The 26,000-nt window shown below is 67.1% G+C and carries 29 protein-coding genes; all 29 read right to left on the bottom strand.

Annotated elements, in window-relative coordinates; all coding sequences use genetic code 11:
* Window positions 1-35 precede the first annotated feature (35 nt).
* Window positions 36-797, bottom strand: coding sequence for a hypothetical protein (locus tag ACQR1Y_RS12145; protein ID WP_434877387.1), 762 nt, complete (start codon window positions 795-797; stop codon window positions 36-38).
* Window positions 798-885: 88 nt separating this feature from the next.
* Window positions 886-1,365 (bottom strand): hypothetical protein, encoded by a 480-nt coding sequence (locus ACQR1Y_RS12140; RefSeq protein WP_434877386.1) that lies wholly within the window; start codon window positions 1,363-1,365, stop codon window positions 886-888.
* A 93-nt stretch (window positions 1,366-1,458) separates the two neighbouring features.
* Window positions 1,459-1,755 (bottom strand): hypothetical protein, encoded by a 297-nt coding sequence (locus ACQR1Y_RS12135; protein ID WP_434877385.1) that lies wholly within the window; start codon window positions 1,753-1,755, stop codon window positions 1,459-1,461.
* A gap of 64 nt (window positions 1,756-1,819) precedes the next feature.
* Complete coding sequence (locus ACQR1Y_RS12130) at window positions 1,820-3,226, bottom strand: phage major capsid protein (RefSeq protein WP_434877384.1); 1,407 nt, start codon at window positions 3,224-3,226, stop codon at window positions 1,820-1,822.
* A gap of 159 nt (window positions 3,227-3,385) precedes the next feature.
* Entirely contained in the window at window positions 3,386-4,747 is a 1,362-nt protein-coding gene (locus ACQR1Y_RS12125; protein WP_434877383.1) for an HK97 family phage prohead protease, read from the bottom strand.
* A complete protein-coding gene (locus ACQR1Y_RS12120) occupies window positions 4,744-5,202 on the bottom strand; it encodes a Dps family protein (protein WP_434877382.1) in 459 nt (152 codons plus the stop codon). The genes ACQR1Y_RS12125 and ACQR1Y_RS12120 overlap by 4 nt, the downstream gene beginning before the upstream one ends.
* Before the next feature lie 13 nt (window positions 5,203-5,215).
* Complete coding sequence (locus ACQR1Y_RS12115) at window positions 5,216-6,628, bottom strand: phage portal protein (RefSeq protein ID WP_434877381.1); 1,413 nt, start codon at window positions 6,626-6,628, stop codon at window positions 5,216-5,218.
* Window positions 6,629-6,635: 7 nt separating this feature from the next.
* Complete coding sequence (locus ACQR1Y_RS12110; RefSeq protein WP_434877380.1) at window positions 6,636-8,363, bottom strand: terminase large subunit; 1,728 nt, start codon at window positions 8,361-8,363, stop codon at window positions 6,636-6,638.
* Window positions 8,363-8,857: a hypothetical protein gene (locus tag ACQR1Y_RS12105; RefSeq protein ID WP_434877379.1), complete on the bottom strand. Its 495-nt coding sequence runs from the start codon at window positions 8,855-8,857 to the stop codon at window positions 8,363-8,365. Before ACQR1Y_RS12105 ends, ACQR1Y_RS12110 begins: the two co-directional genes overlap by 1 nt.
* Window positions 8,858-8,933: 76 nt before the next feature.
* Window positions 8,934-9,263, bottom strand: a complete 330-nt coding sequence (locus tag ACQR1Y_RS12100) for an HNH endonuclease (protein ID WP_434877378.1) — start codon at window positions 9,261-9,263, stop codon at window positions 8,934-8,936.
* Window positions 9,264-9,342: 79 nt separating this feature from the next.
* The gene (gene nusG / locus ACQR1Y_RS12095) at window positions 9,343-10,026 is read right to left on the bottom strand and encodes a transcription termination/antitermination protein NusG (protein WP_434877377.1); all 684 of its coding nucleotides are present in this window, start codon (window positions 10,024-10,026) and stop codon (window positions 9,343-9,345) included.
* Window positions 10,027-10,042: 16 nt separating this feature from the next.
* Window positions 10,043-11,179 (bottom strand): helix-turn-helix domain-containing protein, encoded by a 1,137-nt coding sequence (locus ACQR1Y_RS12090; RefSeq protein ID WP_434877376.1) that lies wholly within the window; start codon window positions 11,177-11,179, stop codon window positions 10,043-10,045.
* 69 nt (window positions 11,180-11,248) lie between these two features.
* Window positions 11,249-11,479 carry a helix-turn-helix domain-containing protein gene (locus ACQR1Y_RS12085; RefSeq protein WP_434877375.1) on the bottom strand — a complete coding sequence of 77 codons (231 nt, stop codon included), beginning with the start codon at window positions 11,477-11,479 and terminating at the stop codon, window positions 11,249-11,251.
* On the bottom strand, window positions 11,469-11,831 hold the full coding sequence (locus ACQR1Y_RS12080; protein ID WP_434877374.1) for a hypothetical protein: 363 nt from the start codon (window positions 11,829-11,831) through the stop codon (window positions 11,469-11,471). The genes ACQR1Y_RS12085 and ACQR1Y_RS12080 overlap by 11 nt, the downstream gene beginning before the upstream one ends.
* Window positions 11,828-13,567, bottom strand: a complete 1,740-nt coding sequence (locus ACQR1Y_RS12075) for an SNF2-related protein (protein WP_434877373.1) — start codon at window positions 13,565-13,567, stop codon at window positions 11,828-11,830. Before ACQR1Y_RS12075 ends, ACQR1Y_RS12080 begins: the two co-directional genes overlap by 4 nt.
* 135 nt (window positions 13,568-13,702) lie before the next feature.
* Window positions 13,703-14,086 (bottom strand): hypothetical protein, encoded by a 384-nt coding sequence (locus tag ACQR1Y_RS12070; RefSeq protein ID WP_434877372.1) that lies wholly within the window; start codon window positions 14,084-14,086, stop codon window positions 13,703-13,705.
* Window positions 14,086-14,373, bottom strand: a complete 288-nt coding sequence (locus tag ACQR1Y_RS12065) for a GapR family DNA-binding domain-containing protein (RefSeq protein ID WP_434877470.1) — start codon at window positions 14,371-14,373, stop codon at window positions 14,086-14,088. The genes ACQR1Y_RS12070 and ACQR1Y_RS12065 overlap by 1 nt, the downstream gene beginning before the upstream one ends.
* 263 nt (window positions 14,374-14,636) lie before the next feature.
* Entirely contained in the window at window positions 14,637-14,870 is a 234-nt protein-coding gene (locus tag ACQR1Y_RS12060) for a hypothetical protein (RefSeq protein ID WP_434877371.1), read from the bottom strand.
* Complete coding sequence (locus ACQR1Y_RS12055) at window positions 14,867-15,211, bottom strand: hypothetical protein (RefSeq protein WP_434877370.1); 345 nt, start codon at window positions 15,209-15,211, stop codon at window positions 14,867-14,869. Before ACQR1Y_RS12055 ends, ACQR1Y_RS12060 begins: the two co-directional genes overlap by 4 nt.
* Window positions 15,208-19,317 carry a hypothetical protein gene (locus tag ACQR1Y_RS12050; protein WP_434877369.1) on the bottom strand — a complete coding sequence of 1,370 codons (4,110 nt, stop codon included), beginning with the start codon at window positions 19,315-19,317 and terminating at the stop codon, window positions 15,208-15,210. The genes ACQR1Y_RS12055 and ACQR1Y_RS12050 overlap by 4 nt, the downstream gene beginning before the upstream one ends.
* Window positions 19,314-21,035 carry a DNA cytosine methyltransferase gene (locus tag ACQR1Y_RS12045; RefSeq protein WP_434877368.1) on the bottom strand — a complete coding sequence of 574 codons (1,722 nt, stop codon included), beginning with the start codon at window positions 21,033-21,035 and terminating at the stop codon, window positions 19,314-19,316. The genes ACQR1Y_RS12050 and ACQR1Y_RS12045 overlap by 4 nt, the downstream gene beginning before the upstream one ends.
* Window positions 21,032-21,877: a hypothetical protein gene (locus ACQR1Y_RS12040; RefSeq protein ID WP_434877367.1), complete on the bottom strand. Its 846-nt coding sequence runs from the start codon at window positions 21,875-21,877 to the stop codon at window positions 21,032-21,034. Before ACQR1Y_RS12040 ends, ACQR1Y_RS12045 begins: the two co-directional genes overlap by 4 nt.
* Complete coding sequence (locus ACQR1Y_RS12035; RefSeq protein ID WP_434877366.1) at window positions 21,874-22,263, bottom strand: hypothetical protein; 390 nt, start codon at window positions 22,261-22,263, stop codon at window positions 21,874-21,876. Before ACQR1Y_RS12035 ends, ACQR1Y_RS12040 begins: the two co-directional genes overlap by 4 nt.
* Entirely contained in the window at window positions 22,260-22,772 is a 513-nt protein-coding gene (locus ACQR1Y_RS12030; protein ID WP_434877365.1) for a DUF7220 family protein, read from the bottom strand. The genes ACQR1Y_RS12035 and ACQR1Y_RS12030 overlap by 4 nt, the downstream gene beginning before the upstream one ends.
* Window positions 22,769-23,296, bottom strand: coding sequence for a hypothetical protein (locus ACQR1Y_RS12025; RefSeq protein WP_434877364.1), 528 nt, complete (start codon window positions 23,294-23,296; stop codon window positions 22,769-22,771). Before ACQR1Y_RS12025 ends, ACQR1Y_RS12030 begins: the two co-directional genes overlap by 4 nt.
* Complete coding sequence (locus tag ACQR1Y_RS12020) at window positions 23,293-23,493, bottom strand: hypothetical protein (RefSeq protein WP_434877363.1); 201 nt, start codon at window positions 23,491-23,493, stop codon at window positions 23,293-23,295. The genes ACQR1Y_RS12025 and ACQR1Y_RS12020 overlap by 4 nt, the downstream gene beginning before the upstream one ends.
* Window positions 23,490-23,645 carry a hypothetical protein gene (locus ACQR1Y_RS12015; protein ID WP_434877362.1) on the bottom strand — a complete coding sequence of 52 codons (156 nt, stop codon included), beginning with the start codon at window positions 23,643-23,645 and terminating at the stop codon, window positions 23,490-23,492. The genes ACQR1Y_RS12020 and ACQR1Y_RS12015 overlap by 4 nt, the downstream gene beginning before the upstream one ends.
* Window positions 23,642-25,039, bottom strand: coding sequence for an MT-A70 family methyltransferase (locus tag ACQR1Y_RS12010; protein ID WP_434877361.1), 1,398 nt, complete (start codon window positions 25,037-25,039; stop codon window positions 23,642-23,644). The genes ACQR1Y_RS12015 and ACQR1Y_RS12010 overlap by 4 nt, the downstream gene beginning before the upstream one ends.
* Window positions 25,039-25,998 carry a hypothetical protein gene (locus ACQR1Y_RS12005; protein ID WP_434877360.1) on the bottom strand — a complete coding sequence of 320 codons (960 nt, stop codon included), beginning with the start codon at window positions 25,996-25,998 and terminating at the stop codon, window positions 25,039-25,041. The genes ACQR1Y_RS12010 and ACQR1Y_RS12005 overlap by 1 nt, the downstream gene beginning before the upstream one ends.
* Window positions 25,999-26,000 lie beyond the last annotated feature (2 nt).

Genomic DNA, 26,000 nt, shown 5'->3' with positions numbered 1-26,000 from the left:
CTGCTTGCGGTCATGCCTGTGGTCCTGGCCGCGCATCAGGCGCGGAAGCCCCAGGCTTCCATCTTGTCGACCGTCAGGGTGCCGACGCCGGTGCCGCTCGGCTTGTACATGGCGGCATAGGGCTGCAGCACGGCCAGCGTTCCGGTCGCGGCGAAGTTGATCTGGCCCTTGGTCGTGACCTGGGCGCCGTTGATGAACATCTTGACGTCAGTCACGTCGCTCGCGTCGATGCGCAGCAAGGCCCAGTCGGTTGCGCCCAGGGTTACGCCCGCAGCAGCCGAGATCTGCGTCACGCCGTCGAACGAGCGCACCAGCAGCGCACCGGATGCCGTCGCGCCAATCTGCAGATAGCAGGTGTTGTTGTCCGGACCGTCGATCCAGTTCGAGGCCAGGCCGACCACGGCCTGAACACCGGCCGCGCTCGGCAACACCGAGAGCTGGAAACGGCTTTCGAAGATCAGGCCCTTGGTGACGTCGAGAGCCTTGTTGTCGCCCCAATACAGCGCCGCATCCTGCTTCTCGCTGGTCGACGTCAGCGTGCAGGCCACCTGGCCGCCGATGGCGTTCGCAACGCCGGCAACGGTCGGCGGCGCGGCGCCGACGATCTTCTTGACCCAGGGCACGCCGTTCGACGCGGAGCCCGCGGCGGAGATCACCAGTGCACCGGCGCCGACGAAGTCGTCATAGAACGTCAGCGGCGACAGCACCTGCACGCGTTCGTGGCTGGCCTTGTCGACGAACTCATGAATGCCGCTGAACGGCGAGATCCTGGAAATGACGCGCGCGCGATCGGACATCGATTGTCTCCTGACGGCCGTTGCGGCCAAGCGATGACGGAAAACATGAGCGGGGCCGCCGTGCCGACGGCCCCGAAGATCACGGCGATCAGGTCACCGCGGTCGGCGGCGTCGCCTGCTGATAACGCGGGTGGCCATAGGCCGTGACCGACACGAAGTTGGTCGCCTGCGAGGAGTCACCGAAGTTGAGGTAGACGTAGGGCGAGCCGGCGGCCAGATCCTCCGGCAGCACCTCGAACACGACCTGCTTGGACTTGATGTTGTTGGTGACCGTGACCGAGTTGCCGTTGCTGCCCTTGGTCAGGGTGTCGCCGGCCGCCGCGTCCTCGTTCAGCCAGTTCTGCGTCGCCGCTGGGCCCGCGGCGTTCGAACCGCCGGTGACGGCGGTGGCCTGGCGCAGGGTGACCGCCGTGGCGTGGCCGGCCGCCTGCTTCATCTCCGCGACCAGCCACACCTTGTGAAAGCCGGCGGTGTTGACGCGGCGGCTGTCGACGCCGCCATTGGTGGTGGTCGGGGCGAGCAGCGGAACGATCTTCAGGTTCTGGGGCAGCGAGAATTGACGGGCCATGGTGACGGCGTCCTTCTGGTGATGCGGGCTACACCAGCAGCCCGCGGGGGCATGCCGCCTGCGCCAATTGGCGCATGCGGAAACGAAAGCGGCTCAAGCGGCCTTGTCGTCGAAGCGCGCCAGGATGGCGACCCGCTCGCGATCGGCGGCGAACGACGCCGAGAGCTTGGCCTGCAGCGCGACCTGATAGGCGGACTGCGCCTCGCGCAGGGCCGCGGCTGCCTTGTCGAGGGCCTCCTTGCGAAGGTCGACGGCGGCCTGCAGATCGGCAAACTCCTGCAGCTTGCCGGTCTCCAACGCAGCGAGCGCGCCCTCGAGGGTGTCCGTGGGCGCGACATCGAGCGACGGCTGTTCGGGGGCTGCGGCAGGCGCGGTCTGGCTCTTGGCCATGGGATGTCTCCGAAAGAGGTCACCCCTCCGCCAGAGGCGGAGGGGCGCGCGATCAGGTCGCGTGTCAGCGGTTGGCGAGGGTGACGAAGGGCGACAGCGTGTTGGTGCCCTGGAACGGCGTCAGCGGGCTGTGCCAGATCGATTCACCGTCGACGCGATAGGTGATGCGGAACACCATCTCGTCGGTGAGGAATGCCACGTGCATCGAGCTCGCCGCCTGCACGCCGCCCTTGTCAGCCAGTACGTACTGGCTGAGATCGACGAGCGAGATGTCGCCCTCGGTGCCGAGCGTCGAGGCATATTCCACCGGGATCACCGGACGGCCGAACAGGACGCCATAGGGCTGGCCGGAGATGCCGTTCGGCGGCAGATAGACCGGGACGCCGGCGGTGCCGATGACCTGCGACAGGGCGTAGAGCTGCGGCTCGACGTCCTGGTTGATGAACCAGACGGCGTTCTGCCGCGAGCGGCCCCACATCCGCGACCACATCTTGAGAATGTTCTCGTACAGGATCGTGGTCGAGGCCTGGCCGATCTCCTTGGCGATCGTGATCTTGGCCGCCGAGTTCAGATAGCCCTGCGGCTGGCCGGAGCCGGAGCCACGCACGATCGCGTTCTCGGTCATGAAAGTGATTTCCTCCGAGAACGCCTCGCTGGCGATCGAATTGACCACCGACGCATCGGCCAGCATCTCGTCGGAGACGTACCAGTTGGCCATCAGCTTCTTGAGGTCGAGCTCGATCAGCCGGAACTTCGGCTTGCTGGCGGCGGCGGTGCCGCCCTCACCCAGCCAGTAGGACTGCACGCCGCCCCAGCGGCTGCCGGTCGCGCGGCTGGTCTCGTCGATGCCGGGAATCTTGATGCCGTTCGACGCCGAGGAGATCGACAGCTTGCGGACGCGGCTGAGCAGCTGGCCCATGTCGTAGGCGCGGGCGAAGATCGCCGTGGAGAAGTCCGTTTGCACCATGAAGCCGCCGGCGGACGGATCGAGCTCGCCCATGCCGGTCGGCGCGCGGTCGAACGAGACTTCGGCGCGCTGCAGCCGCGGATCCTGGCGGGCGACGCCGCTGCGGGCACTGAGCGAAGCCGAGGCGACCGCGAGCAGCTGCTCGCCGAAGCTGCGGAAATGGCGCTCCGGATCCGGCGTGAAGTCGATCGCGCGGCGCACCGCGCGGGTGTAGTCGTCCCCCTGCCAGGCGCGGCGGGTCTCGACCGGCGCGATGCTGTCGAGCGACAGCGATTCCGGCACGATGATCGGCGCGGCCGCGCGCTGGGGATCCTGGCCGCCGACCGGACGGGCCAGCGCGGCCGAACGCGCGCGCGCACGCTCGAGGCGCTCGATCTGCCCCTGCAGATCGGAAATGCTGCGCTCCATCTTCTCATAGGCCGCGGCATCGGCAATGACGGCCGGGCTGCCGAGCTCATCGACCGCCCGGCCGAGCTGCTCGCGCAGCTGCTGCAGTTCATCCATAGGTGGGCTCCATCTAAATGCGGCGTCTCACGACGCGGCTGGGATAGGCGACATCTCGCGATGCGACCGACGTGACGGAACCCGTTGCCGGGTCCCGCCTGTGCGCTTGCCCAAGGCGCATGTCGAAAGGGCGTCATCCCGGCGAACCGGGAATTCGGATCAGGCGGCGGAGACCGCCAGCGAGTGCTTGAGCTTGATCGCGCGGGCACGGCGCTCGCGCGCGGCCTGCTCGGTCTGGGCGGCGGCGCGCGCGGTGTCATCGGCATCGTCGTCGGCGGATGCCGTCGCGCCGTCGATGAACTCGCGCAGCATCTCGCAACCGCGCACCATGTGCTCGTGGCAGCTGCGCAGCGCCTCCTCGTTGGCGCTGGACAGCGCCTTGCCGGCGCGCGCGAGCGGCTGCTCGGCGGCATCGGCCGTGCGGAACGTCACGACCTTGCCGCCGACATGGTCGCGCATTGCGGCGACGATGCCGCCGAGCGCGCCGTCATCAAGCTGACGCAAAAGCTGCAGGCCTTGGCCAAGCCGCGCGAGATCCGCGCGCGGCGCCGCGTTGCGGGCGCCCTCCTCGGCCATGCCGACGGCTTCGTCGACCTCTTCGACCACCAGCTTCTTCAGCCATTCGCCGAACAGCTTGTTGAGTGCGGCGAGCTCGGCCGGCAGCGGCGAGTTGTCACCTTCGTACTCCGCTTCCCATTCGAGGCAGGATTCGAGATTGACGGCCGAGGCCAGCAGATAGGCCGCCTGGCCGAGATCGTAGAGATCGCGGCGGAAACCTGACACGCGCGCGGCGCGCTGGCCTGCGGGCGTCATCCGCCGGTGCGCGGCCAGCACGCCCTCGATCTGGCTGATCACGGTCGCGATGCCGTCGCGCTCGACCGGCGTCGGAATCGGCATGACGTCGGCGGTCGGACGATCATTGGTTCGTGTCGGCATCTTCGCTGCCCTCCGGAGTTCTTCGAGCTCGTCGCGCGGCACGATCAGCATGCCGCCGCCGTCGAGCACCTTCTCGGCCCATTGAAAGATCGGCCCGGTGTCGATGCCCTGGGCGCGCGCGGTTGCGAGCGCGCCGGGCAGCGCCGGCACCGGCACCTGGCTGATCTCGAGCAGATCGACCAGGTCGAAATCGATGCCGCCGGGCCGCGCCTTGTCGGTCGAGAACTTCCACTTCAGCGGATTCCAGCTGACGCTGGTGGCGTTGAGGTAGTTGGCCTTGACCAGGCGGAACACGGTGTCGGCGAACGGATGCAGGTCGGCGTCGGCATATTCCACCGCGCCGGTCAGCAGGCCCTGGCGGTCCTCGATCTCGATCACGCGGCCGATCGGCAGATCGCCGGAATCATGGGCCCACAGGAACACGGGGTTAGTGAGGTAGTTCGCGAGGTCCCAGGCCCGGATGGTGTGGCCGTCGCGGGCGACATCCGGGGTCGAGAAGATGTAGCGGATGATGCGGCCGGAGGAGTTGGCGAGATCCGGCGTGGCGGCGGCGCGGAAGCCGGTGGGCGCGCTGCGCTCGGTCATGATGCCGCCCCCGCGCTGATCGTCTTGTTGATCGTCTTGCGCAGCTTCCAACCCCACTTTTCGTGCGCGTCGAGCATGCCCTGCAAGGTGTTGGCGATGCCCTGCGCACCGGCTGCCGTCGCGGCGTCGTTGGCCGCCTTGAGCGCGGCGATGACAGTCGCGTTGTCGGCGGCGAGCTGCACCAGCATGCCGCCGGCATCGGGCGTCTCGGTAAAGCCGATTGCCGCCGGCTGGACGATCGCATCGAGCGAGGCTGGCGCCGCGACGTCGAGCGTCAGCAGGCGCTCGGCCAGTGTGTCCACCTCGTCGAACGCCTCGGCATAGATCTCGCCGAACATCCGGTGAAACTGATCGAACAGCGGCCCACTGACATTCCAATGGAACGTGTGCGCCTTGAAGTAATAGGCCCAGACGTTGCCGAGCGCGGCCTGCAGGGCCTTCACCAGATCATCCATCGGATCTCGTTCCCTAGAGGCTGCGCCAGCAGGCGGTGTCGCGGATCTGCTTGGCAAGCGCGGCCGCGGCGACCATGTCATAATCGGCCGGCGCGACCCGCCGCGCAGGCTTCGGCAACGCCATCGGCTGCGATCGCGCCGCGATGCGCGCCGGCGTCGGCTCGTCCGCCTTGGGCCGGCCGCCTTCGCCCGAGCCCGTCGACTGGCTGCCCTGCGTGTCCATGTTCTGCGGATAATGCAGCTTGGCTGCATCGCCGCCTTCCGGCACAAGACCGAGATCGAGGCGCGCCTCGTCGGGCTTGGCCATCATCGACATGATCATCGTGCGCCAATTGTTGACGCGCGTGGTCATGTCGGCGGTCGTGAGCTCGCGATAGTCGAACTCGATCGACAGATCGTCGCGCCACAGGCCGAAGTCCGAGGAGAATTTGGCGCGCCAACGGTCGGTGTACCCGGTCAGCGTGAAGTTGATGTATTCCTGTGCCTGCTGGGCGATGTTGTTGTTGGTCGATCGCTCCAGCGCCGCCAGCATGTGCATCGGAATCCGGAAGATGCGCGCGATCTCCTCGATCTGGAACTTGCGCGAGGCGATGAACTCGAGATCGCCCGAGGTCATGCCGAACTTCTCGAATTTCAGGCCCTGCTCGCCGAGGATGATCTTGCCGGAATTAGCCAGACCGGTGAACGCGCCCTTCAGTTGGTCCTTGAGGCGCGTCGCGGTCGTGTCCGCCAGCTTCTGGTCGGTCGTGAACATGCCGGACGGCTTGGCCGCCTGCCCCATCCAGCGCGCCGCCTGCTGCTCCTGCGCCAGGCCGAGCGCGATCGCCTCGCGCGCCAGCATGATGCGGGAGGCGCCGAGCAGGCCGTTGACCGAGAAGCCGCGGATATGGAGCATGCCGGCGAACGGGATCAGGAACGGCTGATCGCGCAGCTCGGCCATCATGTGCAGGCCTGACGGCGTGACGCGATAATACAGGTTGCCGTCCGGCGCCTCCCACAGCGCTACCCAGTCCGGATTGACCGGAACGAACTTGATGATACGGCCGCGGCCGTCGCGGATCTTCACCGCATAGGCGTTGCCGCGCAGGATGAGGCCGACCTGCAGCTGCTCCTTGAACTCGAAGCCGTTCTGCCAATCGTTCGGCTCCATCAGCTTTTCGTACAGCCAATGGTCCTTGGCCTCGGTCCGGCCCATCGCGCCGGAATGGCGCATCACGGTCCACGGCAGCTTCGCGACATCCTCCGCCAGCATGGTGACGCAGGCCATGACCGCCGACGCGTTCAGCGCCGTGGCCTGGTTGATGTCGATCCCCGTGACCGACGGCGTCGACCACAGATTGTTGCCCCACAACAGCGCGTCCGACGTCGTGTCGGCGTTCCGCGCGGGCGCAAGATGCTTCTGGCGTCGACGTGATCGCTTGCTCATGCGCCCCTCAACTCAGGTCGATCACGATCAGATCGCGCTTGTCGTAGACGGAGCCTTGCGGCTCGGGATTGCGCACCATCAGCGCCACCGCGTTCATCAGCGCCGCCCAGGGGTCGATCTTGGCGTCGCCGGCATTCTGCTTGGTGGCGCGGATCGCGGTCGCGGTCGGCTCGATCTTGACGTTGCCCACGCACCAATCCATCAGCGCCGAGCGCGCGTGGCGCATCGACAGGTCGCTCTTGCGCTGCGCTTCCGGCACGCAGCCGTTCTCGAGGCGTCGCTCGGCGGTCTTGATCGACGTCATCATGCCGAAGCCCTGGGGCGCGCCGACCAGCAGACCGTTCTCGACCGTGATGTCGATCAGCGCCAGCGCCTCGACCATCTCGCCGAGGCCTGCCGGATCGACCGAAACGCCGCCGAGCAGGCCGCGATCCCTGACGATCCTGATCAGCTCGACGATGTCGGCGACGTCCTCGCCGGCATGCTCGCAGATCGTCAGCTCGCCGGCGGCCTTGAAGTCGAGCAGCCGCGAGGCGATCGACTGACGCCGCTCCAGCACGCTGCCGTGCGCCCAGGCGCGCGACCAGGCGAGCCATTCCTTCGTCACCTTGTGGCGGCCGAGAAACGCGCCGCCGTAGAGGTCGTCGAGGCCGCCGCCGTCGAGGCCGGCGACGATCACGTCGCAGACCTCGAGGAGATACTCGAAGGTGATCGCCTCGTCTTCCGAACCGGCCCAGAACTCGGCGCCGGCCCAGGCATCGGTCTTCAACCCGATGCCGATCTCGATGTTGAGATGTTGCGAGGCCCAGATCCGGATCGCCTTCTCGCCCTTGGCCTTCTCGGTCTCCCAGTCCGGGATCAGCGTCGACAGGTGCACCGAGCGGCCGAGGTTCGGCATCACCATGTGCCAGTTCGCAGGGTCCTGCCACTTGGCCGGGTTCTTCGCGACGTCGTCCGGAAACTCGTGCAGCACCGGCAGCAGCGCGCGGATCGTCTTGCCGCGATAATGGCCGTCGCGGATCTTGCGGGCCATCATCAGCTCGTCCTTGAACGCGCCGGCGGGCGCATCGTCGGACTGCGTCGTCGTCATCAGGAACAGGCCTTCGGGCGTCTTGTCGAGACCGCCGCGAACCTGGCGCAGCACCTTGGTGGTGTGGACGTTGCGACCGAGCAGATGGAGCTCGTCGAGCAGGGCGAAGATCAGGATGCCGCCGGTCAGGATGTTGAGGTCGAAGGTCTTGACCCGCATCTCGGCGTCGTTCGACAGGTCGACGATGGTCTTGAGATGCTCCTTGGCGGCGAACCGGCTTTTCAGCACGGGCGACAGATTGATCATGCCGACCGCCTGCTCATAGGCGCGGTCGGAGATGGACTGCGTCGGGCCGATGAAGACGCCCTCGGCACGCGGGCGCTTGTTCATCAGCATCAGGGTCAGCGCGAGGCCGGCACCGTAGGAGGTCTTCGACGATCCCTTCGGCGCGAGCGCCAGGATGTCTCTGATGTAGCGGACCTGCGCGGCCGGGTCCCAGGATCCGAACGCGGCGCGCACGATGTCGCGAAACCACGGACCGGCCGCCTCGCCGAGCCGCGGCGTGCCGGGCACGTCCGGCAGCTGCAGCTCGTCGAAGATCGCGAGGCCCATCTCGGCCTCGCTGTCGATCAGCGGCAGGTCCGGGACCAGCGAGCGGCCGTCGCGCAGGCGGTCCGCCCAGTCGACGCAGCTGAGGTCCCACATCAGTTCGGACGGCCGCTACCTTGGCGCTGCGCGATGAGGTCACCGAGCGCCGATCCGCGATCGGGGTTCTGCGCGGCAGCGATCGCCGCTTCCTTCTTGCCGAGCTTCGGCGGCTTGGCCTGCTTGGCCGGCTTGCCGGTCGACGGCTGGGCGGCATGGCCGTACAGCATCAGGTCGTTGCGATCGAGCATCGCCACGAATTGCTTGATGGCGCCGACGTTGCCTTCCTGCACCTGCTCCCAGGTCTTCATCATGAGGCCGGCGACCAGCCGGTCGCGCGCGACATCCCGGAAACGCAGCTCGGAAAAATAATGCTTCCGCAGCGTCGGCACCGTGATGAACAGCGCCGCCGCGACCCGCGCGTTGCTCCACCCGAGCGCAACTAACATGCTGACGAGATTCCGGTTTTTCTGCGTAGCGATATGCTCGGGCCGCCCTCGCTCGCCCCAGTTCGCCGGCACCGGATCGCCAAACAGGTCAAAAACTTCAGCCACGAAGAAAAAAATCCCTGAATGAGGAAACGTGCGGTCGGATCGAGGTGGGGTTTAGGGATTTTAACCCCCTACCCCGTCAGCGGCGGGCGGCGCGGGCGGCCAGGCCCTTCGATGTGTTGTGGGAGACGCAGAGGCATTGGCCGTTGGCATCGTCGTAGAGGGCGCCGCCGTCGGCGCGCTCGATGATGTGGTCGGCGACCATGCGATGGCCAGTGGCGCGGGAGCGTTCGCAGCGCTGGCCGTTCTCGATCTTCTCGCAGCGCCAGCCCGCCCGGCTACACACGCGCTCGGCCCATGCCTTGTGCTGTGGCGTCAGCAGCGCCGGATCCGCCCGCTTCGGCGGCGGCTGCACGGTGCGGCCATCCGACCTCGGCACCAGGGGAGTGAGCTTGCGGATACGGCCCATGCCCTCGACATGCAAAAGCCCCGGGCGATGCCGGGGCTTTCAGGGCACAATACGAGATTGATGAAGCGCGCTTTTCGCTTCAGTCCGCCACCCCGGAGACCACGCTACTGACAAGCGGCTGCTGCGACGGGAGGCTCAGCGCGGCCATGAGTGTCTGATTCCGTGTCTCGGAGTCAACACTGTTGATCCCGTCCTGGAACGCGTCCCAGGTGCGCCACACGAGTTTCTCATGCCGCAGCCTGGGACGCCGGCCCCTGTGGTTCCGGCCCTTCTTGCCATCGCCGTAGATCGCCCGCTGCAGCGCGTCCTCGCTGATCGGCCGCTCGTGGTTCTCACAGACCCTGATCCTGTCGATGACGTGATCGGGTACGGTGAGCGGAATGATCTGGTCGTTTGCCGCAGTGATGGTGCGGATGCGGGCGACGCCGGGCACGCTCATGATGCGCTTCCAGTGCCGCTCGATGCCCCACACGAATACGAAGATCAGGCTGGTGAACATCAGCCTGGTGACCTCGACCTTGCGCCCGCGCCGGACGATCGTCTGCTCCATCTCCGGGACATAAATCCCGAACCGGCGCGCAACGAGATGCGCCGCGACCGTGCGCTCCTCGTTGGGATAGGTCTCGATCAGGTGCCACGTCGCCGCGAGCCCCGGCGCCATATCGGCCATCCGCGGATCGACAGGATCGACATAGCCGACGATAAGCCCCTTGCCGATCTCCACACGCACGTCGCCCAGATTGCCCTTGCTCATCGCCAGCATCTTCCCTGCTCCTGCCTCACGTGAAATCCGCCGCGTCCTGCTCACTCATCGCGGCCTGCGGCGGGCCGGATGCGGTGTAGATCTTGCCCGTCGCCGACGGCGGGAACGGCCAGGGCGCGCGCATGCCCTCGCGGAAGCGGCGGCGGATGACGCCGTCGGGGAAGTAGTTGCGCAGCAGGCCTTCCCAGGCGCCCGCGCCTGATCGGTCGAGGATCACCCACGCCTCCGCCGGCGGCAGCGCGGCGAGTGCGGCGAGCTGCGGCGTGACGGGGTGCTTGCGGTAGAACACCGCGCCGTCCTTGCAGTAGGCCTTGCGAAACAGCTCGGTGCAGTTGGCGAGCTCGTGCAACGCCTCGATCGCCTTCGCCTCGACGCTGTCGCGCTCGTAGCGCTCCGGCGCCAGCGCCGCTTTCGCATCGGCCGTCTCCAGCAGGGTCCAGCGTTTTTCCTCGAGGTAGCGCCAGCCGGCCGGAACGCCCTTGCGCTTCAGCCGTTCGAGGTACGCCATGAACGGACCGATGCCCGCAAGCGCCGCCTCCTGCTCCGCCTCGCTCAGCGCCTCGGCCGCGTAGGCCGTGCGCTGGCGATCATCCGCCGCCGCGGTCGGCCACCTCGCCTCGAACGCTGTGAGGAACCTTGCATTGCGATCCCGCGCGCGCGCCTCTCTCTCACGTTCAATCAGGGGTCGTTCTAAGGGATCGTTCTTGGTGCCCACGCATGTGTGGGCACCCGTGCCCACGCATGGCTGGGCACCCGGGTGCCCGTCTGGCTGGGCAGGGGTGCCCACCGGTGGGCACCCCCCCTCCTCACTTGCAGTTTCTGCATGGCTCTCGGCAGCCTCGTCGTCACTGTCATCCGCGGCTGACACATCGTCGTCGCGGTCGAGCACCACGCGATACATGTAGCTCGCCGAGGGCTGGCCGGCCTCGCTCATCCATGGCGGCCGCTTCTTCTCGACCCAGCCGGCCTCGCAAAGGCGCTCCAGCGAGCGCTGGATCGAGGCGCGCCCGCAATTCAGCTGCTTCGCCATGCGCACCTGGCTGCGCCGGCACCACCCCGCCTTGTCGGTGTGCGAGCCGAGCAGCGCCAGCATGTGCAGGTCGCGCGGCTCCAGCGAGCGATCGAAGATCGCGCCCGCGGGAATGATGGACAATCGAGGGTGGCTCACGTTCTCACCTGTGGATATCGGACATTGCGGGCACAACGGGCCCAAAGACGCTGTTCACGCATCGACTGTGTTGTGTGGCGCTGGCAGGCTGGCAGCGTCGGGAGAGGTCTCGCTGCGGCTCAGCTCGCGCCAGTGCCAGATCCAGCGGCACACGACCGGCTCGGCGACGCCGAGGGCCTTCGCGATGTCGGCCGTGTTGAAGCGGCGGCACCACAGGCGTAGCGCCAGCGCGTATTGCCGGAAGAACGCCTCATCGCCGTCGCCCCTGCCCGCATCAGCGCGCATCCCGCCCGCGCCGGTCGAGCGCGGAGTAGCCGGGCGGCGGATCGCCGAACACGGACGCCGTCAGCGACATCTGCCGCGCCGCCCGCTCGCGCGCGCTGCGCTCGATCTCGGCGGCGTTCGGCGCTTCCTTCAGCATGCGCGTGTTGAGGCCGAAGCTCGGACCGAGCGACGCCATGCGCTGGCGCACGGCGGTCTCGGCGCGGTTGAGCCTGACGGCAATCGCCTTGTAGACGGCGGCCTTGACATGACCAGGCGCATCCTCGCCGTGCCGATCGACCACGCGGTCCTGCCACAGCGATGCGGCGATCCCCATGTCCTGCCGCGTCCACACACCCTTGTTGAGCGTCGTCATGCTGCCCCCTTGTCGAGATAGAGTTTCGCCAGCGCCTGGATGCGGCTGTCGTCGGAATGCACCTGCTGCAGCTCGGCGCCGGGATTGATGATGCTGTGCGCCTGGCTGGCCTTCAGGCCCTGCACGGCCGCGATCAGCGGATCCGAGCCGCCGTTGGCGACCAGATAGATCTCGGTGATCGGATCGGTGCGCGCATGCGGGCGCAGCCGCCCGGCGAGCTGCTTGTGCACCTCGCGCGACCAATCGAGCTCGCCATGCACCACGGTCGAGCAGCGGTGCTGCAGCCCGTCGAGGCCGGCGCCGGAGCGCAAGGACATGATGATGCAGTCGGTCTCGCCGTCGACGAAGGCGCGCCGCGCGGCGTCCTTCTGCGTCGCGCTCTCCGAGCCCGTGTAGAGCACGGGCTTGTAGGCCGCCAACTCCTTGAGCCAGATATCATAGCAGTCGCGATGCCAGCCGCCGAGGATGACCGGAGTCTTCGCCTCAAGCAGGATCTTGACGTAGGCCGCGACGTAGCGCGCCTTCGCAACCCCGGTGACGCGCCGCGCCCACATGTCGAGCTCGCGCGCGGCCTGGCCGCGCTCGGTGAAGCTGCCGGTCATCACCCGCTGCGCCAGCATCCGCCCGAACGCCTCGTCCGCGGCGGCCGCCTCGTCGTCATAGGGCAGATCGTGCACGATGCGGTTCGGCGGCGGCCCGGCGCCGACCTCGCGCAGCATGATGTTGAGATCGCGCAGATGCTCGCCGAGCGCGGCGGGATTGTCGACGACGAGCTTCTTGTCCTCCGCCGTCGAGCACCATTCGCGCACGAACTCCTCGCGCGTGCCGAGGCAGCCGGGATCGATGATATCCAGGATGTTGAAGATCTCGCCGCCATAGCCGAAAATCGGCGTCGCCGAGAGCCCGATGCGCAAGCCGCCGGCATGGCGCGCGAACACGGCCGACGCCCGACCCTTGTCGGTGCCGATACCGTGGCGCAGGTTCTGGCACTCGTCGAAGATCACCGAGCGGAAGCGCCCGGTCGCGGCGATATCGACCCAGCCGCCGCAATTGGAATAGCGGAACACGTAGACGTCGCGCTCCGGCAGATCATAGGGCGTGGTGCGCAGGATCTCGTGCGCGGTCAGCGTCGTGAATTTGGCGATGAAGTCGCGCACCCATTGGTTGGAGACGTGTGCTTCGCAGATCACGGCCGCGGGAAGGAACTGCGGATCCATGATCGCGGCCAGCGCGCCGAGCGTCTTGCCGAGCCCGACATCGTCGGCGATCAGGAGCCGCCCGGTGCGCCGCGCCATCTCGGCCGCGCGCGCCTGGTTGGGCCGCAACGTCCAGCCGTCGCGCAGCCGCGGCGCCGATGTCGAGGGCTGCCAATCCCGCCGCATCAGATCGGCGACGTCGAGCCTGAGACGCTTGAAACGCTGCCGCCCCTCGGCGAGGCGGGCGCGGTCATCAGCCGACACCGCGAGCGGATAGCGCTCGATGAACCATTCGAGGTCGAGCCTCGTCTCGTCATTGTCGCCGAAGGTGAACGAGCCGACCTGCGTGGTCGAGATGCGCGGAAAGATGCGCTTGGCGCGGATCGCCACCTGCGGCGACAGTTCGGTGATGACCCAGCAGCGCGTCGCCGCGTGATAGGTCAACGCGCCATAAGTCTGCGGCGCCTGATCGTCCCGCCAGGCGAGCCGTTCGACGGCGGCGAGGAAGTCGTCGGTATCGGAGGTGAGGGATTGCGTCATCTCACACACTCCCCTCGTCATCGCCGGGCTTGACCCGGCGATCCATCGCCTTGCGAAGGTGGATGGATGCCCGGTCTCGCGACGACGCTTGCGCGTCGCGCGGAAAGCCCGGGCATGACGAATGGAGAATGTCGCTCACAGCCACGCCCTCCCCAGCCTCGCCAGCATCACAGGCTTGCCGTTGATCTGGTCCGGCAGGCCCATCGGCACGTTGGTGGCCAGGATCAGCGCCGCGACATCCTCATGCGCGCAATAGCGTTCCAACTGCCGGTAGATCGCGCGGCGCTGGCCCTTGATCTTCAGCTCGATCGCGATGCCGCCGGCATATTGATCCGCGACCAAGGGCAGCATGAAATCGACGATGTCGGCGGCCGAGAGCCGCACCTCGCGCTGATGCAGCTCGTCAGCACCATCGAGCACGCGCGCAAGCTCCGCCTGCGTCGCCTTCTCGTCCTGCAACGGCAGGCGATGCACCTCGATCAGATTGACGATCTCGATCAGCCGCGGCCCCAAGTCCATCACAGCATCCCCAGCGCCTGCATGTAGGTCTCGAGGATGCTCTCGACCTCCTCGTGCGCGGCCTTCTGCGGGCCATCCAGCCGGCGCAGGCGGACGATGCGGCGCAGCGCCTTGGTCTCCAAGCCGTTGCTCTTGGCTTCGGCATAGACATCCTTGATGTCGTCGGCCTTCTCCTTCTTCTCCTCCTCCAGCCGCTCAATACGCTCGATGATCGATTTCAACTGATCGACCGCAAATCGCGTCGAAGGCGCATCGGTCTCGCCGTCGATTCCAGTGTTGCTCGCCATAGCCCCGCTCCCGTATTTCGCGCGCACGGCGCGAGAGATCTCTGCAATGTTCTCGGCACCTTCGCGGCTCATGATCCCGGCGTCCGCAGCCGCGCGCGCCAAGTCGGTCGCATCAGCCATCGACGCGTCGAGCTGCCGCCGCGATCGGCGCTTGGCTCGCGCCAGCGTTCCCTCAAGCTCCGCTACGGCAGTGGCACGCTTGATGCCGTCCAGCGTCGTTTCGAGCGGCGGATGGCCGGGCATTTCAATGACGACGCGCTCGCTCATGACCGCTCCTTCGCCGTCGGTTCGATCGAGTAGCCGGCGAGCCGGATCGACAGCAGGATCAGTCGCACCAGCGGCCCGTCCGGGCTGATCAGCCGCGCCGGGCCCGGCTGGCCCATCGACAGCGCGATCGCGACCGCCTCCGCCGGCTCGACCAGCGGCCGCGCGGACGGCTTGCGCAGGTTGACGGCGAGCTGGTCGATCAACACGTGCTTCGGTCGGCGGCGGCTCACGGCCGGGCTCCGTCGAACGCGCGGTTGGCCTCGATCTCCGCCAGCAAGCGCCGCGTCACGGCGATCAGCTGCTCGATCGCGCTGTCCCGCCGCGCGCCAACCACGAGATCCTTGACGTCGTCATAGTCCCGCGCCGCGGCGTAGCGCACGACCAGCCCGTGGCTGGCGCAGTCGCGTCGCCTGAATAGCAACCCAGCCTCCCACATGCGCCGCAGCGCCTTGTCCACGCTGCTGCGCCCGGCCTGCAGCCGCCGCGCCACGTCGTCGACCGACTGCCAGGCATCAACGCCGACGAAGCTGAGCTCGATGCGTTCTGGAAGCGTATCCGGCTGTCGCGTCATCCCACCTCTCCCGGCATCGCGACCGCCGCGCCGCCCATCAGGGCGAACAGGTCCGGCGTCGCCATCTCTTCCTCGGCCATGCGCAGGTAGTGCACGCCGTCCATGTAGTAGGCCGCCGACAGCTCGGTGGCGGCGCCGCGGCGGCGCTTGAGCAGCGCGCGATAGGGCACGGTCATCAGCCCGCCGAACGGATCGAACACCAGCTCGCCCGGGTTCGAGTAGCGCTCGATCAGCCGGTCGACGATGTCGAACTGCAGCGGACAGTTCTTGACGATGCAGCCCTCGGCCGTGAAGCTCTCGTCCTCTTCGACCCGCAGGCACCACGTCTCGGCCTCGCCGGCATCCTCGATGCTCCGCACGCGCTTCCATGCGCCGTCGTCGAGAACGAACGGCGTCTTGCGGCGCACCTCCGGCAAATCGAAACAGAGCACCCACTCCTGCCGGCAATGAACGGCGCGACCCTGAATTTCGGCATTCCGCTCCGGCCGCCCTTCATAGACGGACGCGATGGCGCCATAGGCACGCTGCGCCAGCAGCGACAGGCCAAGCAGCAGATCACGACTGACGGCGGTCACAAGCCAACGCTTGCGGCCATCAAGACGATGACCGTCGCCCGACAGATAGCCCTCGACCAGCTCACCTGCTTGAGCTGCGGGGAGCGTGAATGCATCCGGCGGCAGATGCTTTCCCGCCGCGCCTGAGCCACATTGCCTCAAGGTCACTTTGAGGCTCCCATCGGGATCGAGCACGCGGACCTGCCATGACGTTCCGGTCCAATACCGGCCGCCCGCACGTCCAGCGAGCGCCTCCACGAGACTGCTCAGCTCATGCGCGCCGCACGAGATGATCGCCGCGCCGCGGTCTTCCCAATGCCCGTCAGCAAGCCACCGACCGACGATCCACCAATGCAGCAGATCAGGATTTTCAGGCTGCTCCGCATCGGGAAGCTTCTGATTGACATAACCCCCCAGGCACGCCTGGGCCTCAATCCAGTCTGGCTGCACCCGCTCGGCGCCGTCGCGCTGCCGAACCCAATCCGATTTGCGCACCCAGAGCTTGTGATCGGGCGTGAGCGTCAATCCCGCAACGCCCTGTGCACGCACGGTGACGACCGGCTGCACGCCTGTGTTGGCGACGGCCAGGACCGGGCGCCACCGCCCCTTGTGGGTCAGGCAATGCTCGCCGATCGTGACGTCCTGGATCGAAACATAGCCACGTTCGCGCGTCAGGACCCGCGAATCCCGCGCCAGACACAGGTGCATCTCCGCCCCCTTCCTCTGCTGCATCATGTTGAGCGTGCGCATCCGGTTGACGTCGTGCCAGACGTCGGGATGGTGGCTGCCCGGTGCGATCGACATGAACGTCGCCGGCAGCGTCCCCTGCCGCTCCAGGGTCTCGCCGATCCGCACATGCGCCTCGTAGTCGTAGACCCGCTCGGCCGAGATCTTGGCGAACAGACGCGCGTGATCGGCGGCCTCGCAGCCGGCAAACTCCTCCGGCGTCAGGTGCCGGTTGCCGCTGGAGCGCCAGAAGGCGTGCGCGTCGATCTGCCAGCGCGCCCGCGAATAGCCGGTCTCGTCATTGCAGACGCCCTGCTCCCACACCTTGTTGAGCTTGGTCACGGGCACGTCGGCATAGGAGCGCGAGCGGTCGGTCTGCGGCTTGCGCAGCAGCAGCACATATTCCGGCATGCCGACGCCCATCTTGGTGGAGTCCTTGGCGTTCTCGCTCCAGCCCAGGCGATAGGTCTGGTTGTTCTCGCGCACGACGTCGGTGATCACAGTGATCATCCCGCAATAGTCGAAGCCGTGGGCGCGGTAGTGCATGATCGCCTCGGCATGGAACGGCGAGACGGTCGGCACGCCGGCGCCAGTGACGCTGCCGAACAGCACGCGGTCCTTGACATGGATGCAGGCGAGCCGGCCGGGCTTCAGCATCCGCAGCAGGCTGGGCGTGAGGTGATCCATCTGCGCCCAGAAATGCGCGGAGTCGTCGGTGTGGCCGAAGTCGCGATAGCTCGCGGAATATTCGTACTGGTTGCCGAACGGCACCGAGGTGATGATCTGGTCGACGCTGTTCTCCGGCCAGTTGGCGCATTCGACGACCGCGTCATTGTTGACCGCGACCCAGCCGTTGCCCCGGATCTCGACGCGCTCGACGCCGATCGAGCGCGCCAGCGCGTCGCGCAGCGGCAAGGTGTTGAGACCGTGCGCCCGGATGATCTCGCTCATCCGTGCCCGCATCGCCAGATCCAGCGCCCATTTCTCCTCCAGCACGGCGCGCCCGGCGCGCTCGTCCTCGGCATAGACGATGTCGACGATCACCTGGCGCTGCTGGCCGAAGCGGTAGAGCCGGTGCAGCGCCTGGATGAAATCGTTGAACTTGAAGCCGAAGCCCGGCAGCGCCACGAAGATCATGCGGTGGCAGTGATACTGGAAGTTGGAGCCGGAGCCGCTCAACGTCGGCTTCGTCCCGAAATACTTCGTCCGCCCCTCCTCGAAATCCGCCAGCCGGATCTCGCGCTCGTCGATGGACATGCCCGAGCCGGTGATGGTGACGACCCCGGGCAGGGCCTGCTCGATCGCCTCGCGCTCGGCCTCGAGGTCATGCCAGATCAGGAAATGCGCCTCCGGATCCTCAGCGATGATCTGCATCATCCTGGCGATCCGCGCGCCGAGACTGTCGCGCCGCGCCTTGGCGGCCTCGCTCAGCGACCGCGCGACGTCGCGCAGCAGCACGCCCTGCCCGTCGCGCTCCGGCTCGGCGCGCGAATGATCCGCCGGCACCTCGTGCCAGCGCAGGTCGAGCGGCGGCAGCTCATAGCCCTCGTCGGAGTAGCCGAGCTCTGAGGGCTTCTGCAGGAACGCCGCCCAGGAGTGCACCCACATCCAAAATTCTGATTCCTTATGCGGATACAGCGTGAGGTCGCCCGCCTTCTCGCTGTTACGCTGGAACCAGCGCGTCAGCGCGAGCCCGGTATCCATCACGCCGAGGAAGCCGGCATAGTGGATCAGCTCCTTGTAGCGGTTCGGGGACGGCGTCGCGGTCGCCACCAGCTTGAACGGCACTTTCGCGAACAGCGGCAGGAATTCCTGGAACGTCTTGGAGCCGTAGCTCCGCAAGCAACTCGCCTCATCCAGGCTGACCGCCTCGAAGATGTTGGGATCGAGCTTGCCCTCGCGGATGCTCTCGTAGTTCGTCAGGAAGTGCCTGATACCCTCGCAATAGAGGTCATCGACATCGGCCGTGGTGCGGACGAACCGGATGTCCATGCCGAGATTGAGCGCCTCCTTGATGAAGCCGTGGCGCACGCCGAGCGGCACCACGATCAGCGACGGCTGACCGGTGTGGCGCGTGAGCTGCCGGCACCATTCCAGCTGCATCGCCGTCTTGTGCAGACCAAAGCTCGCAAAGATCGCCGCGCAGCCGAGCCGCAGGCCCCACACGACCAGGTCCTTGCAATGCGGCTTGAGGTAATCGTGCATCTCCGCGCGCGCCACCTCGATGCCGCGCAGCGGCGCGGTGACGATCTTGTCCTCCAGGAACTGATCGTAGGACGGCCAGTCCAAGGTGACGTCGTCCGGCTCCGCCAACAGGCTACGCCGGATACTGTCCGCCTCGTCCGCAGGGTGGGCAAAGCCGTGCTCTTGCACGGCGTGCCCACCATCGGCGCCGTCGACGGCTCCGCCATTTGGCGCAGGCGCCTCCGCGTTGCTCTCGATCGGTTGTCCCCGGCCGTCAGTCTTGCCGGGCAGATGATCGAAGCGCTGCCAATGCGCCTCGACCGCCGCATCCATGCGCTGATAGCCGCCAGCGAAGGGAAACGAAAACACGTCGCCGCAGCTGCACGTCCCCATCGTGACCATGAGGCCATTGATGACGGGATTGGTCATCGCGAAGGTGTGCCCGGCCGGATAGACCTTGCGCGCGCGATGCGCGGCACACAGCGCACGGATGACGGGGTCGGTGATTTCGCTGGCCGGATCTCCCCGCCCCAAGACGTCATCCGGATTGGCACAACCGGCAACCTCCCCCGCCTCGTCATGGCCGGGCTTGACCCGGCCATCCATCTCCGCATCGAGATCGATCTGCGTGTCGGCGCTCATTCCGCAGCCTCCATCAGCTCCGGCACATCGACCTCATCGGCCATGAACGCCTTGATCTCAGCTTCTGCCATGCCAACAGGCACGGCGTTGCCGATCTGCTTGATCTGGTCGGTCTTGGTGCCGGCGAACTCATAGGCCTGGTCGGCGGTCGAGAAGCCCATCGCGGCCGCGAGCTCGTGCGGCTCAAGCATCCGAAACAGGATGTCGTACTGCGGCGTGCCCTCGACGAGGTCGACGCGACCCTGCGCGCAGATCGTCGGCGCGGGATCGGCGATGTCGTGCACGCGTGGCGCCTGCCCCGGCCGCTCGCCGAAGCTCGCCGCGATGAACGCCAGCTCACCGCGATGCGCCGTCGTGATCGTCGGCAGCGGATCGGTGGCCACGTCGCGCGCGCGGTTGGCGCCGTCGCTGTGGGTGATCGGCACCACGACGCCGAAGCGCGCCTTGGCGGTCACCGTGTCGAGCGGATCATCGGCGCTCTTGCATGTCTCTCCGGAGCCCGAGCCGTAATAGGGCGAGATCAGGCAATGGCTGTGTTTTGCGACCTGCGTCGGCGTCGGCTCGCTGACCGCGCGCGGCGCGCCATCGCCGTGACGCGACAGCATGAACGGCTCGACCAGCATCGGCCGCGCGCATCCCTGGTCGTCGGAGCCGGCGCCGCCGGTCGTGATCATCGGCAGCGGATCGTTGGCCGCCCGCGGCGCGCCGGTCGAGCCGATGGCCATGACGAACGGCTCGACCAGGTAGCCGGCGCCGCGGCAATCGCTGGTCGGCATGGGATCGCCGATATCGTGCGCGCGCACGCTGCCATTGTCGCCGTGACGATTGAGGATCACCGGCTCGGCCAGCCCCAGATGCGTCCCGCCCGCGGTCACCGCCGGCAGCGGCGCGTCGATGCCCTGCGCCGCCATGTGGTTGCGCAGCACGACGATGAACGGCTCCGGCCAGCCGAACTTGACGATCCCTGCATGAATGCGCAGCAGCGTCTTCGGCGCGAGCGGCTTCTTGCGGGTGAAGATCGAGCGGCCCTTGATGCGCCAGTCGATGATGTCGCGCGCCGGCTTCCACGGCAGCTTGTCGCCGGCCGAGACCTCGCTCGAATCCCGCTTCGCATGCGTCTTCGGCGCCCAGCCGATCTGCATCCTGTCGAAGCGGATCTTCATGATGAAGCGCTGGCGCGTCGTGGCGTCCTTGCCGTAGTCGGCCGCGTTGAGCTTGTGCCACTCGATCGAGGTCGCGCCGACGCCACGGATGGTCTCGACCCAGGCGCGAAAGGTCTCGCCCTTGCGATCCTTGATCGGCTTGCCGGTCGCGTGATCGACCGGGCCCCAGTTCGTGAACTCCCAGACGTTCTCGATAAGCGCGCGCCTGACGTGCAGCTGCGTGAACCAGGGGATCAAGTGCCAGGGGTCCGAGCGCTGCTGGTCCGAGGTCGGCCGCCCGCCGCGCGCGACGCTGTGATGCGTGCACGACGGCGAGGCCAGCAGCAGATCCAGATAGCCTTCCGGCACCACGAGATGCGGCTGCACCGTCGCGATGTCCTGGCAATAGTGCCTGGCCTGCGGATGGTTCTTGGTATGCGTATCGATCGCGACCGGCCAGTGATTGAGACACACCAGCTCCATGTCGAGGCCGAGTGCCGCGAACGCACGCGCCGCACCGGTCGACGAGCCGCCGGCACCGCAGAACAGATCGGCGACGAGATATTTGCGGCTCATGCGCGCACCACCAACTGACGGCCGATGCCGCGCTGTGTCCGGATGTCCAGGCCGAGCTTCTGCAGCCCCTTGAGATCGGCAATCACCATGTCGAGCGATGCGCTGCCGGCGGCCGGCTTCTTGTCCCAGAGCTTGCTCAGCAGGAAATCATCACCGACGCAGTTCGGCATCGCCTTGGCCAGCGCCACCACCAGGCGAGCGCCGCGCGGCGAGACATCGACGCTGTCGCCGTTGCGGATGATGCGCTCGTGGCCGTCAGCGAGGTCGACGGTCAGATCGGGAAATTCGACGATGTCAGCGGGCGAGCGAACGATAGGACGCGGCTTGTCGGCCACAGACGCCGCTGCGCTCCCCTCCCCCTTGCGGGGAGGGGTCGGGGGTGGGGGTGCTCTGTCCGCCGCGACCGGTGCCAGCGAGGGTGCCGCCTCTGCAGTGTCTGCGTCATCTACGTCGCCGGAAGCGTCAACGCCATCATCAGCGCCTGGCAGCGTGATCACGGCACGTCCGTCGCGCAGCTCGACGGGGCAAGCCCTAGCCTTGCATGGCACGGCCATGCTCAGGGTCGCGATATGACCGAGATCGAGACACCGGGCGCCATGCGCCTTGCGCGCGATGAACGGGCCCGATACATCCGGCCACAGCGCGATGGTGCCGGCATCCTCATCTCGGCCGACGCCGAGGCGATACGCCGCCGCGTCGCCGAAGCCGCTCGACTTCAGGAAGCCGGCGCGCAGGCCGACGACGCAGACCAGCTTGCCGTCGCTGCGGCGCTTGCGGAATGAAACGCGCACGCCGGAATCCTGCGGGGCGCTGTCGCGCTTGGTGATCTCCTCGAAGCTCACGCCCGCCCTCCCGCCGCCAAGGTCACCATGCCGTCAAAGATCGCCGGCGCGCCGTCGTCGAAATGGCGCTCGATCATGCGGCCGATGCGGGCGATGACGCGCATGGCCTGGACGTGCTGCGCGTCCGGATCGTCCTCGATGCCGCCGGCGGAGGAGACCAGCGACACGATCATGTTGGCGCAGCTCGCGGCCAGCGCATTGGCGATGTCGTCGCCCTCCGTGTGGCGGTTGACCTCGGCCGCAAGCTGGCGAACGAAAGCGGGATCGAGCGCCAGCGCCATCCGCGCCTGCGCGCCCTTTGCGCCGGGCTCGGCCGTCAGCGGCTGCAGCACCTGCCGGCTCTGGCCGAGCATCTGCTCGACCTGGCTCAAATCGACGAAGCTCATAGTCCCCTCCCGCGCTTGCGATCCCGATCGAACTTCTCGCCCTCGGCTGTGATCAGCGCGAAGGCGCGGACCAGGTCGCGGCGGCGGCCGTGCGGCTTCCACCACTCGGGCGGCCAGGGCCAGTCGTGCGGCGGCGTCGTCGAGCTGGTCCCGGCATAGGCCGCATACATCGCGCCCGCGCGGCCGAGCTCGCCCGGCGGATAGCGGTCGTCATGCTCGGTCGAAAAACCTTCCTGCTCGATCTGGCGGAAGCGCTCGGCGAGGCCGGCCTGCACGAACGGCGACAGCGGCCGGCGGATATGCAGCGCCTCGAAAATGCGCCGGAGCAAATATTGGCGCGCCAGCGAGGCGACCGTCATGACGGCGGCAAAGGCGAGGTTGACCGTGAACGGCACGGGATGGCCGAGCAGCAGCGGCAGCACCAACCATTGCAGCAGCAGCGACAGCGCAAAGCCGGTGGCGGTCGAGGCGATCGTTTCGATCGCGGACATCAGGCGGGATTGCTTCATGATGCGTCTCCCTCGGCGCGCATCGCGTGCCAGGTGCGCAGGCCGTCCATCTTGCGCTTCACACGACGGAAGATGCGTTCGTCGTCGAGGTTGAAATGCTCGGTCGCCAGCGCGATGTTCGCGGTGACGTCGGCGATCTCCTCCTCGAGCCAATCGCGATTGAGCTTGCCCGTCTCCGGCTCGCGCTCGTCGATGCCCTGGATGATGCAGCGCGCGACGGCGCTGCCGCATTCGTTAAGCTCCTCCGCCAGCTTGCCGAGATGCTTCAGGTCGATCGGCCGGCGCGTCGGCTGCCACGGATTGAGCTGAGGGGATTGCCTTGCCTCCAGATCCTCGTTGGGACCTGAGAGTCGCCGCCAATGCGTGAAGACACCTTCGCGCTTGATCCGATCGATGTCTGCCGAGAGCGCAGTGAACGGCAGCGTGTGCACGCCGTCGCACGGATTCCACAGCACGATGCGGGTGTCCATGCAGCCCTCAAGCGTCTCGATCGGCAGCCATCGCTCGTCGGCCGGTGATGTCAAATCCGCCTCCCCTCGATGATGTCCATGCCCTGCGCATCGAAGTCGCACAGGCCGTCGCGCGGCGGCGTGGCGTCGTAGACCTCGCGCAAGGTGCGGCGGCGGAGCAGCTCGGCCTCGACGGCGCGCGCCTGGTTCGGCGCGCAGCATTCGGCAAGGCAGGCGTGCACGGCGTAGTCGCCGAAGCGGTGCGTGCTCATGCGGCTTGCTCCAGGCACACCTTGCTCGTCTCGAAATCGAAGATCATGCGCGGGCGGCAGAGGTTCGGGTTGTCGCCGTTGCGATTGCGCCTGCGGATGATCTCGAGCTCTTCGATGATGCGCAGATCGCCCGCCTTGTTCGGCTCGGTCATGCGGCTTGCTCCTCATCGGCACTGCCCGTGTCGACCCCCACCCCCGACCCCTCCCCGCAAGGGGCAGGGGAGCTCACCGTCTCCGCGGCCGGTGCCTCGTTGCCCCAGGACATCCAGCCCGGGCGGGCGCGGCGGGCGTTGAGTTCGATCTTGGGGAGGGTCGGGAAATAGGCTTCGCAGATCTCGTATTGCGCATCGGGCTTTTCGGAGTGCTCGCCGCGCGGGCCTTCGATGACGCTGCGGAATTGCGTGCCCGGCGACGGCGCCGGCACCTTGCCGCGCACGCCGATCAGCAGCAGCTCATGCGCGTCGCGCACCCAGTAGCCGGTGCCCATGCCGGGCTTCACCCAGACGAACTGCGTGACATAGGCAAAACCCTGCAGCTCCATCACGCGCAGGCCGATATGAACCATGCAGGCGGGCACCCACATGAAGTGCACGCAATTGTCGGCGGCCACCTGCATCCGCTCGCGCTGGCGCTCGACGATCGCCTCCGGCGTGTCGCATTCGGCGGCGGTGAGGTAGTGGTTGGCGGCGTGGCGGTCCATGCCGGTCGCCTCCGAATACACCTGGAAGTGCCACTCGAAGTCCGAGAGGATCAGCCCGGCCTTGATCACCGGCAAGGTCGCGATGCGCTGCCCGAGCTCGCGCTCGCGCGCCGCGCGCTTCTCGCGCTTCCTGGCCTGCTCCTCGGCGCGCACTTCCTTGTGCGCCTTCTTGATCTCGGCCTTGGCCTCCGCCGTCAGCCGGCCCTCGTCGTCGCGCGGCAGCGAGGCGAGGATCGCCTTCTGCTCCGGCATCGGCTTGGCCGCGATGTCGGCGGCGACCGAGACGGCGATGATGCCGGCCTCGAACGCCTCTTTCACCTCCTCGGCCGTCGTCTCGGAATAGACGATGTCGGCGCGCTGCAGGCTGCGCTTAGAGACCTTCAACAGCTCGGCGCGCTCGGTCTGCGACAGCGGCGCATCAGTGGGCGCAGCCGGCGCCAGCTCCGGCAGCAGCGCGCCTTGGCCAATTGGCGCAGGCGAGGATCCGTGACCGCCGGCACTGTGCTGGTTGGCGCCGAGCTTCAGCTTCTGCATGTTGGCCGCGATGCGCAGCCGGTCGTACTCGGCGAGATGGCGCCGGTTGAGGTTCTTCGAGCAGACGTAGTTGAGCGCGGCGCGGTTGTCGCCGGTGAACAGCTCGACGCGGACGCCGAGGTTGGCGCGGCCGCAGGCCATGTAGCGGTTGCGGCCGTCGAGGATCATGCCCTGATAGAGCTTCACCGTCTCGACCTGGCCGTTGGCCTTGATGTCGTCGGCAAGGGCCGCCAGCTCTGCCTCCGACAACATCGGAAACAGGTTCGCCATCGGATGGAATTTGAGCGGCGCATGGCCGGGCGCGAGGAACATCAGGCGATCTCCCGGCCGGGTGCGACCTGAAAGCCTGCGGCATTGCGATGTCCGCCGCCCCCTTGCCTCTTGGCAATCTCGGAGACATCCATGCGACCGTCTTCGGATCGCAGCGACCACTGAACCCTTCCATCGCCGCGACGGAACCAACACGCCGTGAACAGCGCCTCCGGGAAAGCCGCAAGGAGGGCATGTGCAGTGTCGCTTGCGTAGTGGTACGGCACGTTGACGACGGGCACCAAGTAGCCGCCGACATAATCCCAGTAGGTATCCTTGATGAATTTCTGGATGTTGGCATTGTGGGAACGCAGGATCGCGCTGCCTTGCGTCACGAGCGCGTCGGGATCAGCCGCAATCCTGTCCCAGACATCGAAAGTCATCGGGTAGGTGCGAAGCGCCGCCGAAAACTGCCTGGTCCGGTCGCCGAAGGAAAAGCGCCAGAGATCACGGTCCTGGATCAGCGCCAGCATGGCGGGCGGAGCATCGTTGCGCGGGATGCGATGCGCGAAGTCCCACGCCATCACAGCACCCGACCGAGAGACATCGAACCATGCGATGACCGGCGGCCAGGCCGACATCGCGTTGAGGCCGAGCAGGCCGGGGATGTCTTCTGCGCGCACCGCGTAGTCCATCTCGTCGCCGGGCATGAACTTGAAAGGCGCAAGATCTTCCTCTGCGGTCTTATGATGATCGATGATCACGATCGACTTGGCGACGTGAGCCATCGCGTCGATCTCCGCCCGCTTGGCCGAGAAGTCGACAAACAACACGTTCTTGCCTTCGACATCGGGCAACGGCTTGCCATAAACGCCAGGGACATAGGCGATCTCGTTGCCCCAACGGCGCCAGATCGCCCAGGCCGCGCCAAACCCGTCATCGCAGCTGCCGTGGTAAATGCAGAGGTCAGGCTTCCAAGCCGACGCATCTGCAACAGCCGAAACTCCATCGTGCGTGCTCATCA

This window comes from Bradyrhizobium sp. HKCCYLRH3099, assembly GCF_051167855.1.
Lineage (GTDB): Bacteria > Pseudomonadota > Alphaproteobacteria > Rhizobiales > Xanthobacteraceae > Bradyrhizobium.
Note: the sequence above shows the minus strand (reverse complement) of the source record. Positions and strands in the feature narration are given on the sequence as shown.